This is a genomic window from Cyanobium sp. ATX-6F1 (genome assembly GCF_047395825.1).
GTDB lineage: Bacteria > Cyanobacteriota > Cyanobacteriia > PCC-6307 > Cyanobiaceae > ATX-6F1.
On the sequence record NZ_JBCEBF010000001.1, the window covers coordinates 931,149 to 944,641 of the forward strand.

At 56.7% G+C, this 13,493-nt stretch carries 13 protein-coding genes; 9 read left to right on the top strand and 4 right to left on the bottom strand.

Annotated elements, in window-relative coordinates; all coding sequences use genetic code 11:
• Positions 1–86: 86 nt before the first annotated feature.
• The gene (locus AAF143_RS05660) at positions 87–974 is read left to right on the top strand and encodes an FkbM family methyltransferase (protein WP_255008703.1); all 888 of its coding nucleotides are present in this window, start codon (positions 87–89) and stop codon (positions 972–974) included.
• A gap of 156 nt (positions 975–1,130) precedes the next feature.
• On the opposite strand, the gene AAF143_RS05665 is transcribed toward AAF143_RS05660, so the two are convergent.
• Together AAF143_RS05665 and AAF143_RS05670 are read right to left on the bottom strand one after the other, a co-directional pair.
• Positions 1,131–2,090, bottom strand: a complete 960-nt coding sequence (locus tag AAF143_RS05665; RefSeq protein ID WP_255008704.1) for an SGNH hydrolase domain-containing protein — start codon at positions 2,088–2,090, stop codon at positions 1,131–1,133.
• Between the two features lie 281 nt (positions 2,091–2,371).
• A complete protein-coding gene (locus AAF143_RS05670; protein ID WP_255008705.1) occupies positions 2,372–2,713 on the bottom strand; it encodes a hypothetical protein in 342 nt (113 codons plus the stop codon).
• A 191-nt stretch (positions 2,714–2,904) separates the two neighbouring features.
• On the opposite strand from AAF143_RS05670, the gene AAF143_RS05675 reads away from it, so the two are divergent.
• The 3 genes from AAF143_RS05675 to istB all read left to right on the top strand — a co-directional run bounded on the left by AAF143_RS05675 (position 2,905) and on the right by istB (position 5,638).
• Positions 2,905–3,234, top strand: coding sequence for a transposase (locus AAF143_RS05675; RefSeq protein ID WP_255008706.1), 330 nt, complete (start codon positions 2,905–2,907; stop codon positions 3,232–3,234).
• A gap of 128 nt (positions 3,235–3,362) precedes the next feature.
• Positions 3,363–4,778: an IS21 family transposase gene (istA, locus tag AAF143_RS05680; protein WP_255008707.1), complete on the top strand. Its 1,416-nt coding sequence runs from the start codon at positions 3,363–3,365 to the stop codon at positions 4,776–4,778.
• 41 nt (positions 4,779–4,819) lie between these two features.
• On the top strand, positions 4,820–5,638 hold the full coding sequence (gene istB / locus AAF143_RS05685; RefSeq protein ID WP_414026631.1) for an IS21-like element helper ATPase IstB: 819 nt from the start codon (positions 4,820–4,822) through the stop codon (positions 5,636–5,638).
• 184 nt (positions 5,639–5,822) lie between these two features.
• Here the strand turns inward: istB and AAF143_RS05690 are convergent, their stop codons facing one another.
• A complete protein-coding gene (locus tag AAF143_RS05690) occupies positions 5,823–6,548 on the bottom strand; it encodes a hypothetical protein (protein WP_414026632.1) in 726 nt (241 codons plus the stop codon).
• Positions 6,549–6,710: 162 nt separating this feature from the next.
• Here AAF143_RS05690 and AAF143_RS05695 point away from each other — a divergent pair, with 162 nt between their 5' ends.
• Both AAF143_RS05695 and AAF143_RS05700 read left to right on the top strand, forming a co-directional pair.
• Positions 6,711–6,941 (top strand): IS3 family transposase, encoded by a 231-nt coding sequence (locus AAF143_RS05695; protein WP_414026895.1) that lies wholly within the window; start codon positions 6,711–6,713, stop codon positions 6,939–6,941.
• A complete protein-coding gene (locus tag AAF143_RS05700; RefSeq protein ID WP_255008713.1) occupies positions 6,934–7,500 on the top strand; it encodes an IS3 family transposase in 567 nt (188 codons plus the stop codon). Before AAF143_RS05695 ends, AAF143_RS05700 begins: the two co-directional genes overlap by 8 nt.
• Here the strand turns inward: AAF143_RS05700 and AAF143_RS05705 are convergent, their stop codons facing one another.
• Positions 7,501–7,911 (bottom strand): acyltransferase family protein, encoded by a 411-nt coding sequence (locus AAF143_RS05705; RefSeq protein ID WP_414026633.1) that lies wholly within the window; start codon positions 7,909–7,911, stop codon positions 7,501–7,503.
• Positions 7,912–8,637: 726 nt separating this feature from the next.
• Here AAF143_RS05705 and AAF143_RS05710 point away from each other — a divergent pair.
• The 3 genes from AAF143_RS05710 (at position 8,638) to AAF143_RS05720 (ending at position 13,488) form a co-directional block, all read left to right on the top strand.
• Complete coding sequence (locus AAF143_RS05710) at positions 8,638–9,336, top strand: HpcH/HpaI aldolase family protein (RefSeq protein ID WP_255008759.1); 699 nt, start codon at positions 8,638–8,640, stop codon at positions 9,334–9,336.
• 1,454 nt (positions 9,337–10,790) lie between these two features.
• The gene (locus tag AAF143_RS05715) at positions 10,791–12,389 is read left to right on the top strand and encodes a hypothetical protein (RefSeq protein WP_414026634.1); all 1,599 of its coding nucleotides are present in this window, start codon (positions 10,791–10,793) and stop codon (positions 12,387–12,389) included.
• On the top strand, positions 12,370–13,488 hold the full coding sequence (locus AAF143_RS05720) for a glycosyltransferase (RefSeq protein ID WP_255008715.1): 1,119 nt from the start codon (positions 12,370–12,372) through the stop codon (positions 13,486–13,488). The genes AAF143_RS05715 and AAF143_RS05720 overlap by 20 nt, the downstream gene beginning before the upstream one ends.
• The last annotated feature ends 5 nt before the right edge of the window (positions 13,489–13,493 follow it).

Sequence of the window (13,493 nt, forward strand, 5' to 3'; positions counted from 1 at the left end):
TGTTGCGCTTGAAGCATGGCATGCGGGTCACGACACGACACCACCTCCCCCTCGGCCTCACACATAACCAAATCATTTAAGTAGTCATGACCCAATCAAGTTTCAAACAATTACTTGACTCTATCCGTCAACTAAAGGTTGAACTTTCGCCCGAAGAAAAACTACAGCTCGCCAACGAGCTTCATGAGATTCAGAAGCTGGACTATACCGATGGGGAATTATTTTTACACGCCGATTCGACTGTGGAACGAGATTTGAGATCTATTTCCTGCAGGAAGGAGCCGATGACTGTTGCATGGCTAAAACGGGAATTAAAACCTGGAGATGTCCTTTACGATATTGGCGCCAATGTCGGCGCGTATTCATTAATAGCATCCCATGCGTCCCAAAGGAAAGCAACAATATACGCTTTTGAGCCAAGTTTTCAGAATTTCAGGCAACTCTGCAGAAACATTATTTTAAACAATTGCGAAAGTAGCATTATTCCGTTTCAAATTCCACTTTGCAAAAAACACTGCCTAGATCGATTCCATTACCAAAACTTGGAATCAGGTGGCGCTCTTCATTCTTTTTCTCGCAACATTGATTACAAGTCTGAAGCCTTTGAGCCAGTTGTTTCATTGGGAATGCTCGGACTTTCACTCAATGACCTTGTAGAGATTCCGGGTGTGTTACTACCAGATTTACTCAAAGTCGATGTCGACGGCTTAGAGTACGATATCCTATTAGGAGCCTCAAATGTTTTGCAGAACAGTCAGCTGAGATCAATCTTGATTGAGCTCAATGAGGACTTACCTGAAGAAACACAAAACATTATCGACTTGCTTTATGCTCAAGGCTTGGTCCCACTAGAAAAACATAAGCTTCATCGCAATCTTCATAATTATATATTTGAACGAGATTCGAGCCGAGCCGAGGAATCTGTGCATGCTTCGGGAGTAAAGTTGGCGTCATCAAGAGAGAAGGGTTGGTAATCAAGTCAGTTTTTTGAAACTTGATATTGGCCCTGATGAAATGGAGTTAAAAGGATAATCTTGCAGTACACTAGAGGAGATGGCTTACATCGTCCTTTATGGCACTATCGCGGAACTAGATGGAGCAAAATTCCGCCCAGCTGCTCGAACCGACCCTTAAGAACCCCGGAGGGCGGTCAGATACCGGCGCAGAATTGGGGCCGCCAAACGGACAGCCTCCACCGAAGGGTGGGAGTATTCATCCCGGTAGAGTACTTCGCCACTAGGTGCGGTGTAGGTGCAAGAATCCTCAGGGCAAAAGACATTGAAGATGTCGATCACCTGGATCTTCCCCTGATGCTTCAGAGTCATCAGTACATCATCGAGATCCTGTCGCATTCGCAGCGTGCTGACCCGGTCAGGAATCCTGCAAGGACTGCCAAAGGGATGAAACCACTGCCTGACGGCGATCACGGGATCACAGTTCGCCTCGCGTGCAAGAGGTATTCCGTGGAGCACGGCCAACCGCACCCCCTTTGAGGCAAGTCTTGCGGAAAGCTTTTCTAGGCCTACCCTTAACTTCTGAAGCCTGTCCCTGGACAGACTAGTGGAATTGCTCGGCTGGAAAAACGGTGAAAGATCATTGATGAGGAAAACCCAGTCGCCTGGCAAGAGGCGCCCGGAAAGCTCCGGGATCACGTGGTTCCAGTACCAGTCATTGGCCTTTCCAAAGCGCCTGAGGCTGGGAATGTTCGGCACGGGCCAGGCCCCGGGAGAGGAGGTGATTGTCACTGCAAAGTCATCCACAAGAACCAGATCGTCGAACGCCTGCGTGAAGGCTACGGAGAAGGAGTTTCCCAGAACAAGCACCCGCTGGCGGGCGGTGGAAAAATTGCCGAGTGTGCACTCTGCAAGGGGAATTTCCTTGCCAGCTTCTGAATCATCCTCGAGATAGCATGGCTTGCCCGCCCAGACGTAACCCCGCTCGTGCAGCCGATCCTTCTGAACCTGAAGACGATAGGGATCCTTAAGCGAGTTCGGCCCTACTGCGACCAGAGAAGGAGTCCGTCCCGCATAGAGTGAGAGAATCTTATTCACCAAGGTAGATAGCAGGCCCGCCGCGAGAAAAGAGGACACGAGGGCAACTCCAATTGAGAGCAGGCGGAAGGCAGATGTATCGCAACGGCGAAACGGCGTTTCGATTTAGCGTAAAGAAGCTACCGCCAGGAGTAACATCACCCCCACCTGGAAAGGCACGGTCCACCAGTGAATGCCAATGGTCCAGCGACTCAGGGAGATCACCCCCCAGTGCCAGAGATAGAGAGAATAGGGAATTAGCCCCAGAAACACTACTTTGGGGTGGGCGAGCAACGTGAAAGCAGCAGTACCTGGTCGCAGACTGGCGATCAGTAGGGCAGTCAACACCACAACGGCGATGGTGCCCCGACCCGGAACGGTGTGGCCATCGCCGACAGGATCAGCAGCAAGAGCAGGAGGGGAGGAACATGCCGCAGCAGTGGGAAGGAACCAGAACGGGAAGGATCCTTCCGCTGCAGAACCAGAAAGAGAAGGCAGCCTGCACCGAGCTCCCAGAAGCGTGCTGGCATCGAGAAGTAGGCCATGGGCTCGTCCAGGCGCTGGAACGCCAGAAAAACCACAAAGGAGGCAAGGGAAAGGACTGCTGTTGCCCAGAAAAGCCTTCGGGCTCCTGCTTCTGTCGTGCGGATGAAACCGCTGAACCAGAGCAGGAAGGGAAACAAGAAACAGAACTTTTCTTCTACCCCAAGGGACCAAGTATGTGTGAAAACATTGAGTTCTGTGGAAGTTGCGAAGTAGTCGGTTGCCTGACCCTGAAGAAAAATATTCGAGAAACCGAAGAGTGAAGTGGGGTTGCCCCAGTTTCTTGGACAGGTCGATAGGAGTCACGCCATGACCCTCAGACTGTCCATCGATGACAAACCTGACCAAGACCAGACGCCGGTTCACGCCTCTGCAGAAGCAGGAGGCCATTGAGTTCTGCCTCAGTGAGGGCCTCAGCTGCACGGCTGTGGCTCAGCGACTTGGCATTCCCATCAGCAGCCTGGCCAAGTGGGTCAGACAGGCCCGCATTGATCGGGGTGATTTCGGACCCAGCGACCAGGGCCAGCTCACCACCGATGAACGTGGCGAACTGACGCGGCTGCGCCAGGAGAACCGTGAGCTCCGGAGGGAGAAGGATTTTTTCAGGCTGGCGGCAGCACACTTTGCAAAGGAGCAGCTGCCGCCGAGAGGTTTCGCCTGATCGAGGCGCTGTGTGAGCGCTTCTCCATTGCCTGGCTCTGCGGCCAGCTGGGAGTTGCCCGCAGCGGCTTCTATGCCTGGCGTCAACGGCAGCAGAACCCCGGCCCAAGGGCCCAAGAGAACGCTGCCATGGCCCCCCTCTGCGAGCCACTGACCAGGGCCAGCGCCATCAGCGCGGTGCTGTCACCTCAGGAGCAGAGCTCCCGGGATGCGGCGTTGGAAACTCCAGAGGATGTCCAGGCGATCCTTGGCCTCACCGCGGCTGGCTGGGGCCGCCGGCGGATCGCCAAAGAACTGGGCTGCTCGCCTGAAACCGTCCGTAAGTACCGCCGTCAAGGAGGCTGGGAGTCCTACGGCACACCCCGGCGGATCGGCGTTCTTGATGGCCAGTACGACTGGCTCAAGGAGCGGTTCCTTGCCCACAACGGCAATGCCGATGTGGTGCGCCAGGAGCTGGCCAGCGAGAAGGGCATCGCCGTGTCACTGCGCACCGTGGAACGGGCGGTGGGGCAGTGGCGGCAGGAGTTGCGGGCTGCAGCGCTGGCGACAGTGCGGTTTGAGACGCCGCCGGGCAAGCAGCTGCAGGCGGATTTCGGTGAGACCTATGCCCGCATCGCTGGTGAACGGGTCAAGGTGCACCTGTGCGTGCTGACCCTGGGCTACTCGCGGCGGCTGGTGGTGCGGGCCTACCGGCATGAGCGCCAGGCCAACTGGTTACTCACCATGGAGGAGGCCTTCCGCCACTGGCGGGGCGTACCGACTGAGGTGTTGTTTGACAACGCCCGCGCCCTGGTCAAGGAGCACGATCCGGGCCGTCAGGTGCTGGTGTTCAACGAGCGGCTCGATGCCTTTGCCCGCTACTGGGGATTCCTTCCCAAAGCCTGCCGGCCCTACCGGGCCAGGACCAAGGGGAAGGACGAGCGCGGCGTCGGTTACGTCAAGAAGAACGCCGTGGCCGGCAGGGAGTTCGCCAGCTGGCAGGCGCTGGAAGCCCATCTCGAGCAGTGGTGCCGGGAGGTGGCCGACGTTCGCATCCACGGAACGACCGGTGAACAGCCGGTGGTGCGTTTCCAGCGGGAGGAGGCCGCTGCCCTGCAGCCGTTGCCCCATAAGCCGTCGTTCCTGGCGGAGCGGGAGCTGGTGCGGGTGGTCCACAACGACGCCTGCGTCGAGGTGGAGGGCAACTGGTACAGCGTCCCCTGGAAGCTGCTCAAACAGCGGGTGAGCGTGCTGCTGCGCGATCAGCAGGTGCTGATCCGCCATGGTGGCCGGGTTGTCGCCCGCCATGAACGAATGGCGGCCAATCGACGTCATCGCTCCGTGCTGCGGGGGCACTGGGATGGCCTGGTGCCAGCGCCGCAGCAGGACTTGGCCGAACGGTCACTGCCCTCAGCCGATGGCGCCAGCTGCGTTGGGTCCGCCTCAGCCACGTCCCCGCCCTGTGGGGGCGGAACGCGGCGGCGGACCGGCGTGATGCGCAGCTCAGAACTGGCGCGCTCCCTGGCGGTCTATGCCGCCGAGGTGGGCGAGGAGGTGGCGGTATGAGCCCAACGAAAACCGGGCAGCCGGATCGTCGCCTGCAGCCGATGGCCACGATGCCGCCGATCCCCGTAGAGGAGCTGGACGACATGCTCAGCCGCCTGCGGCTGACCGCCATTCGCGATCAGCTCGACAACCTGCTCGAGGAAGCGGCCCGCAAGGAGCTGAACTTGCGTGAGGCGTTGACCTGGCTGTGTGCGGCGGAGATCGCCCGCAAGGACCAGCGGCGAATCGCGATGGCGATGAGCATCGCCAAATTCCCGTTCGTGCGGACGATGGAGGGGTTTGAGTACGAGGCCCAGCCCTCGCTCGATCCAGGCCAGATCCGGGAACTCGCCACCTGCCGCTGGGTCGCCAACGGCGACACCCTGCTGCTGCTCGGTCCGCCAGGAGTAGGCAAGACCCACCTGGCCGTCGCCCTGGGCCGTGAGGCAGTGAGCAAGGGCTACACCGTGCAATACGTCTCGGCGATGGAGCTGATCTCCACCCTCGCCCGGGCCCACAACCAGACGGCGCTGGAGGCCCGGCTGAGCCAGTACGGCAAGAGCAAGCTGCTGATCATTGACGAGCTGGGCTACCTGCCGCTGGAGCCCGATGCGGCACACCTGTTCTTTCAGTTGATCTCACGCCGTTACGAGCGCGGCAGCGTCTTGATCACCTCCAACCGCCCCGTCATGGAGTGGGGCGAGGTGTTCGGTGATCAGGTCGTCGCCACCGCGATCCTCGATCGCCTACTGCACCACAGCCATGTGCTGACCGTACGGGGCGACAGCTACCGGCTGCGCGAGAAACGCCGCTCCGGTCTGATCAAGAGCAGCAGTGCCGTGAGCACCATCCCAGCCACCGGGGAGGAAGGGAGCCCATGAGCATCCCGTTCCTCCCGATCCACCCCCTTTCCCAACGACTGATGAGCAAGACCTACCGGCGCCGGCTACGGCGTCAACAAGCCGGCGCTACAGCCCCACAGGGTGGGCCAGTTTTCGTGTCGCCGGAGGACCAATTCCGGATGTCGCTTGACACGCAGCAGCAGCTTCTGCTCCAGCCGCCGTTTCACATGGCCGTGGGGTGCCTCGATGATGCCGTTCTCATGGGCCACACCACGGTTGTTGCGGCTGGGCGAAAGGCCGTAGTGGTTGCAGAGGCCCTGGTAGCGGGGGTGATGTCGATGGCATAGCTGCCGTCTCGGTTACGGCTGGCGGCAGATAAGCGATCGGTGCGTAGCTCTTTAGGCACACCGCCGCAGGCGGCCAGGGCGTTCTGCAGTCCTTCTGAGAGGGCGACAAAACTCTCGCCACCATGGATCACCTGGCCGTAGGCCCAGCCGCTCCAGGCCAGGCGGTAGTGGAACAGCAGATGCGGAAAGGGCTCACCGCGCAGGGTGATCTCAACCCGCTTGACCTTGGTGAAATCGCAGAAGCCGATCTCTCCAGGCTGATAAGCCAGCGGGAACATCACCTCGGGCGCCGGGCCATGGAGGGCCTTCCAATGCTGGACCCGCCGTTGCAGGGTGCGTTTGAGCAAACTCCAGTCCTGATCTGGCTTTTGCTCCTGCAGGTGCTCCAGCAGCGTGGTGGGCGTGAGGGCCGGATGGCGTTCAAGCAGGGGCACCAGGAAGGGCTCCCACACCTCAGCCAATGGGTCTGGACGCCGCCGACCACGGGGCTTGGCGGCTTTGGGTTGGATGCGGCCGCGATCAATCCGGTGGGGACTGCTCACCGAAATGCCCGCCGCAGCGGCAGCCACCTGCTGGCTGCCGCTGACTCGTCGCTTGGACATGTACAGCGCAATCTGTTGAACGGTGAGGGGAGCAGGCATGGCCCGGTGCCCTGCGCATGGCAACCGGATTCAGCTCAGCCCCTCAAGAGCGGTCAACCTGTTTGGCGCGACCCCTCAACCAGATTGTCGTCGGACACTGCCATCACCACTGAGGTGGCCGCGGTGTTCGAGCAGCACCGCGGCTTCTATGGCGCCCCTCGGATCCATCAGGAACTGAGGGCCACTGGTCGCTTGGTGGGCCGGCACCGCGTCGCCCGGCTCATGCGTCGGGCTGCACTCAAGGCCATAGGCGAAGCCTTCTCCGTAGCCGCAGGCTCTCGAAGAGAAGGAGTAGACCAGGCGCGGTTTCAGGCCATGCCGCAACAGTGGCAGCAAGGCCGCTGGGGTGGCTGAGAACCTGCTGCAGCAGGAATTCACGCCCCCAGAGCCGAACCGCTGTTGGGCAGGTGACATCACCTACATCCGCACCAGCAGCGGTTGGCGTTATCTCGCGGTTTGGATCGATCTGTACAGCCGCCGCGTGGTCGGCTGGGCCATGGCCGCCACCATGGAAGCCACATTGGTGCTGGAGGCCCTCAATCGGGCCCTTGGGCACCGCCAGATCGAACCGGAACAGCTTTTGATCCACACGGACCAGGGCAGCCAGTACCGGGCTACGGCCTACCGGCAGCTGCTGGAGAGCCGCCAGATCAGCTGCAGCATGTCGGCCAAGGGTTGCTGCTGGGACAACGCTGTGGTGGAAAGCTTTTTCTCCACCCTCAAACACGAGCTCGACCTTGATGAGGACGCTGAAGCCCTGCACACGCCCCAGCAGCTGCAGCGTTATCTGGCCTTCTGGATCGACGGTTACTACAGCCGTGAGCGACGTCACTCAACGATCAGCTACCTCAGCCCGATCGACTACGAGCAGCAGTTCATCGCTACCCGTACAGTCATCTCCGCGGGGCCCTGATCACTGTCCACAGAATCGGGGTAACTCCAAAGCAATACCCGTACGCAGGGAGAGATGTGGATCAGGATTAAAGAGGGAGATCAACAGGCTCGTGATCAGCACGAACACAAGCAAGGCAGGGATCAGACGCTTGACACGACGGGAATAGAATCCCAGGAGAAAGTCGCCGAGGTCCTTGCTTGATCTACCGGCCAGGGAGGAAGTGATGACAAAGCCGGAAATCACAAAGAAGATATCGACTCCTAGATATCCCCCCGGGTAGATTGACTTATTGAAGTGATTGATAATGACTGCAACCACGGCAACGGCCCGCAAGCCATCGATCTCAGGGCGATAATGGGCCTTCGCCTGGACAACTTCATCCCGAGAAACAAGCATTTGCAAGGGAGAAGCTTTCATGTTCTCCTCCATCCGCATCGGGGCCAAGGTACAAATTATCTCAGGTCATCACTCTACCATGCATGCTTTGGAAGAATTGGTTACAGGAAAGCTACTCGGGTGGGTTATCCCCTTCCTAGAAGTGCCGCCCTCCGAAACCAACCTGGGCGACAACTATCTTGGATGTGCAGCTTCTCACACGGAAGGATAAGGACTTGATCCCTGATCACCTCATGGTTGGCTACGAAGTTATCGGTATATGGCCCCCTTTGCCTTAGTGCAGGCCCTCAAATGACCTCCAATCAGCTCTCCTTCGCTACGTTAACAGAAACGAATCGTATAGCTTCGCCAAGCTCATAAGTGGTAGGACTACACAACATCCCGCTGCTCATGGTATGTCTAATCACCTGCTTGGCAGTGCGCATCTTGCAGATGATCTGTTCTCCTACGGAGAAGCCAGCGGCATCGGGCATCTGGGGCGAGCGTGTCATGGCAGAGTGACCAGCCACCCTGGCCGACTGAGGAGTCTCTTTCACTCTGGACCGAACTCCAAGGCCCAGGACAGCAAGCCGACTCAACCTGGTCTCCATACGTAAATTCTTTCAGTAATAAATAACGATTCTTGGTGCAGCGGCTGTTGTCCGACGATGATCGACAATAACTTCAGCACGTTTTCTTTTGGTCGGCTCACCGGACTCACTTGCTCGTTTACGGCGCAAACTCAGTTCCGGTGAGCCCGTCTACGGAGCAATCCTGCAATTGGCCTGCCCTACGGTGGCGGCCTTGCTGTCCTCCCAGGGGTTCGACTGGATTTGGATCGATACCGAACATGGTTCAATATCTGTTGAAACGGTTCAGATGATGATCCAGGCCAGCCAGGGTACAGACGCCGTGCCCCTTGTACGACTGGCCGAGAATTTCAGCTGGATGGCCAAGGCCCATCTGGATGCAGGTGCCATGGGGATCATCACGCCCATGATCAATTCCGCAACGGATGCGTGCGATTCAGTTGCCGCCCTGAGATATCCACCTCAGGGGATAAGAGGATTCGGCCCAGCCATGGCACCGACCCGCTGGAGAACGAAAGATGCGAAATCCTACGCGGCAGTCGCCGACCAAGAGATCCTGGCCATTGCGCAGATCGAACACATCACCGCCGTGGACGCCATTGACGAGATCGTGGCTGTCCCTGGCCTTGATCTTGTGTTCGTGGGCATGTATGACCTTTCCGCAAGCCTCGGACTACTAGGCCAAGTAGATCATCCAAGCGTCGTTGCGGCAGCACACCGTGTTCTGGAATCCGCCCAGAGGGCAGGAGTAGCAGCCGGGGTGATCGCACTGGAACCCGAGGCCATTCGGCAACGGCGAGAGGAGGGATTTCAGTTCATTGCCGTGACTACAGATACCGTCCTGCTCAGCGAAGGTGCGTGTGGTCTGCTAAATGAACTGCAACGCTGAGGTTCGATCAGGAGAGAAGTGTGACCTGCTCCGGAGTGGTGGAAGGAAGGAGGTTGTCGATCCCGGCATCAATGCCGTAAGCAGACTCAACCCGAACCCGATCATTGGCATGGGGAGTGGAGGCCTCAATTAGAACGCAGTCGGTGATGGCTTCCTCCTGGTGGACCGATCCAGGCGGAAAACGAAAGCCAGTTCCTGGGCCGACCAACTTCTCAACAAGTTGTCCACTCCCATCGTCGTACCGCAGGAGCATGGTGCCGCTGACAAGATAGGCACTTTCATCCTTAAAATGGTGATACTGGAGGCCTCCGCGAGAGCCCGCATGGACGAAGAGACGCTTAAGCGAATACTTACCTGGAGAGAGTGCAATGAGAGTCTCAGTCCCCCACGATCTCGCTCCCATGTCTCTCGGTGCTGGAAATTCTGGAGTCGGGATGGAGCCTGGCATCCTGGGATTATGAAAGCAGAACATTACCAGCATACCAGTCCCCATTTTCGAGAGTAGAGAACAAAAGACCAAACAGCGGAGAGGAATGGCAACAGGCGGGTTCGGTTGTAACGTGCCCAATGGTGATAAACCGTAACCGTGGGACAATGAACGCAGGGTCCATACGATGCGAGCCTGCGCGTGAGATCAGCGTCCTCGAGATAAAGAAAGAAAGCAGGGTCGAACCAACCAGCACGATGAAGTCGATCTGTACGGCAAAGCATGAAAGCTCCAGAAAGATATGTGGAAGAAACCAGCGAACTGCCATAAGCCACTCCACGCATTTCATACCAGTCGTTGTACCTACCCAAGACCCTGAAGTAGAGCGGCCCTAGAACAGCCCTACCTATCTGGGCAAGCAAGGTGGGATTCCTCTTGCATAGCCGCTGCAAATGATTAGGCGGTCGCACATCGCATATCAAAGGCTGGATCATCGACAGCGAAGGGAACTCCTCCAGTAGACCTATTAGGGTCTGGAGGACTGAAGCATCTGGAAAGACAATGTCAGGATTAAGGATCAGATGAAAAGCACCCAATTCTAGATTTCGGACAAGATTATGTGCCGCTCCAAAGCCAATATTTCTCCCGCCCAAGTGCAGATAGTGGAGTCGAGGATCCGTGGGTAAAATCGACCCTAGACCAAACTCTCTACTATTGTCTACGATATACAGTGGGCCGCTTATCCCGGATGAGAGCAAACCATCAATGCACTCCAACAACCGCTCGCCATAAACACGATCTTCTGCAGCTCGATAAGTGACAATCGTCGAACTGATCGGGAGTAGTCGATGCATAACAGGTTCGATTGCCGAGAGAACCAGACAGCTGCACAGGGCTTAGCGTAGGGGTAAGATGGTGAGTGTCATCACATCTCCATGCGATCCTCGTACTCTGGCAACAACCAAGTTCTCAGCAAGCATTGCCTACAAGATGATCCCAAGAGCCAGTGCATTACACCCGGTTACCAATGAAGCTTAGCCTCAGGAAGCAACTGAAGCTTCTTCCGGGCCTCAGCAGTCTCTGGAGTCGCACGATTCTGCCGGCACGCTTGAGACGTCGTGCCAACAGCGCGTTGGAACTCTTCTCTAAAGCACAGGATCGTCCTCCACTGAGTGATTATAGCAAAAGGCGCATCCTGATTGCCAGTTCAATTCTAGGCAACGTAGACATCTCAAGCCTGGACATCTGTCTAGGAATACGGCTGCAGAGACAAGGCGCTTCAGTGGCTTTTCTTATCTGTGATGGCAGTTTATCTGCTTGTGCACTCTGTGAAAAGGAGCGGTTTCACAGCGAAAAGGAGTTTTCTCGGAAAGGACCAGGACACACCTGCGCTTACTGCTCAGGAACATTCAATACCTACATCCATAATCATTTCCAGGTATTCACCTATATGCATGCCAGCGGACAGGGCCAATCGGACATAGAAGGATGGGTACAGAGGTTCCTCGAAGGGAAAGAAAGCTTCTTCCACGGAGTCCCAATCAGTGAACACGTTCGTTCCGGCCTCATTCGTTTCTATGGAAAGGTTGTTGAGCCAAGCCAGATTCCTGCCTCAATCGTTCGTCGATTTGCCGAAGCCGCCTGTCAAACAGTCCTGCGAATGGAATCAATTCTTGAGATCTTCTCCCCGGAAGTCATCGTGGTGAACCATGGTCTTTATGTTCCTCAGGGAGTGATCGTAGCCACCGCGCATGCTCATAAGATCCGAGTTGTGACTTGGCACAAGGGCTATCGGCGCCATACTATGCTGCTAAGCCACGGTGATACTTACCACCGACAACTCATTGAGGAAGAAAATTCCACCTGGGAGAACTACGCTCTCAGCGAGAATGAACGGCTTTGGCTGGCAAACTACATGACCTCACGCCGGTCTGGAGAACAGGACTGGATCTCCTTCGTGCACAAGAATGCCGAATCAAAGGCTCCTGAGCTTTCGAGCAACATCGATGGCCCCCTTGTCTCTGTCCTCACAAACGTAGATTGGGATGCCCAAGCCCACTTTAGTGCCAACACCTACAGCGACATGAAAACCTGGCTCCAGGATATCGGCCGCTGTGCGGAGAAACTTCCAGGCACGAGATTCGTGGTGAGAATCCATCCGGCCGAAGTGACGGGTCGAAGGATGGCTACAACGACTTCTGCAGATGAACTCCGCGAGACCGCCAACCGCTGCACCAATCTTTCTATCATCAGTGCCGACCAACCCATCAGCACCTATCAGCTCCTGGAGTCCAGCGATCTGGTGATCGTCTATGCCACCAAAACGGCTGTCGAGGCCGCTTACCTCGGCAAGCCCGTACTAATCTGCGGTGAATCCTGCTTACGGGGCAAAAATGTGGGTCGCGATCTCCAACGAGGTGAAGATCTGCCCACGGTTGTGAAGGACATGTTGGAAAATCGAACTCCTCCCTGCCAAGAACGTGCCGAACGGTATGCGTTCCATCTATTCAGGCGACGGATGATCGAGTGGGAACTTCTCACTGCATCCGAAGCCAGCGATGGCGAAAAGGCAATTTTGGACGGCATTGCATTTGGGTCACCCTTTCATGCAGCATCTGATCATTGATTTCAGCTACGCCAAAGATGGAGGATACCTGAAAGGGACCTTTCAGTATGGTATTGAACTGGCCAAATCCTTGAGTATGCAAGTTCTGCCTTTTCCAATCGAATGCGTGGTAAGCGGGCCTGCCAACGCTGCATATCTCAGCATGCGCCTCTCTGACTATGACGTCAGCATACGCTCCATACAACTGCCGCAGATGCTCTGGTGTCGCTACTTGAGCAGACAAATCTATTTCATGCGGAACGGCAAAACAGACAACATTGTGATCTCAATCGGTTCATGCGGAGTCTTCGGTAGTGCCCACAATGTTGTGGTCATCAATGATCTCTACTGGCAGGACATGCCAAGGGTTTACCGATTCAGTCAATATCTTTACTATAAGCTCATCGTCGCCGCCAATCTGCGCTGGGCAGATCTACTGCTCGTCACCACCTTCACCAATAAAAATCGAGTCGACCAACTTCGCAGCAGACCTGCCGCCACTAGTTTCGTTCTCTACTATCTTCTGAAAGGAACCTCAAGGAGTCTGGGAATTGCTGAAGACTCGCAGATGGAGAAGACCGAGTTTCTAGAGCGTTCAGAGTTCTCGATCTTGACCGTTGCAGCCAACACCGCCAACAAGAATCTATCTGGCGTCCTCGCTGCCTATCGACTGCTGTTAAGGACAGATTCCAGATGGCAACTGACCATCGTTACCGACGCAGCAAATGCTGTTCAGGAATTAGCTCGGCCCTTGAGCCATGGATTGCGAGTGCTGGAAAGGGTCTCAGAGGCCGAGCTACTCGATCTCTACCGCAAGAACTCTTACTACTGGCAGCTTTCCTTTGTGGAGGGGTTCGGCCTTCCCCTGATCGAGGCCCTAAACGAGAACTGTCGTATCATCTGCAGCGACCTGCCCGTATTCCGGGAGATCCTGGGCGATGCCGCCTCCTACGTGAACCCGAGTGAGCCCGACTCCGTGGCCTACCTCTGCCAGCACTGGCCTCGAGCCCAGGGAGGGCCTTCTAGCCAGGCAGTTTTCAAGAGAATGGAACAATCCAACCGCAGCGAACTAGGGCGTCTCACCGAACAGCTAAGGCTGTGGCACAGTGAAGCATGTTAAACTGA

Coding starts and splice junctions, on each gene's coding strand:
- AAF143_RS05660 (WP_255008703.1), top strand. CDS start 87: ATGACCCAATCAAGTTTCAAACAATTACTTGACTCTATCCGTCAACTA.
- AAF143_RS05675 (WP_255008706.1), top strand. CDS start 2,905: ATGACAAACCTGACCAAGACCAGACGCCGGTTCACGCCTCTGCAGAAG.
- istA (WP_255008707.1), top strand. CDS start 3,363: ATGGCCCCCCTCTGCGAGCCACTGACCAGGGCCAGCGCCATCAGCGCG.
- istB (WP_414026631.1), top strand. CDS start 4,820: ATGGCCACGATGCCGCCGATCCCCGTAGAGGAGCTGGACGACATGCTC.
- AAF143_RS05690 (WP_414026632.1), bottom strand. CDS start 6,548: ATGTCCAAGCGACGAGTCAGCGGCAGCCAGCAGGTGGCTGCCGCTGCG.
- AAF143_RS05705 (WP_414026633.1), bottom strand. CDS start 7,911: ATGGAGGAGAACATGAAAGCTTCTCCCTTGCAAATGCTTGTTTCTCGG.
- AAF143_RS05715 (WP_414026634.1), top strand. CDS start 10,791: ATGAAGCTTAGCCTCAGGAAGCAACTGAAGCTTCTTCCGGGCCTCAGC.
- AAF143_RS05720 (WP_255008715.1), top strand. CDS start 12,370: ATGCAGCATCTGATCATTGATTTCAGCTACGCCAAAGATGGAGGATAC.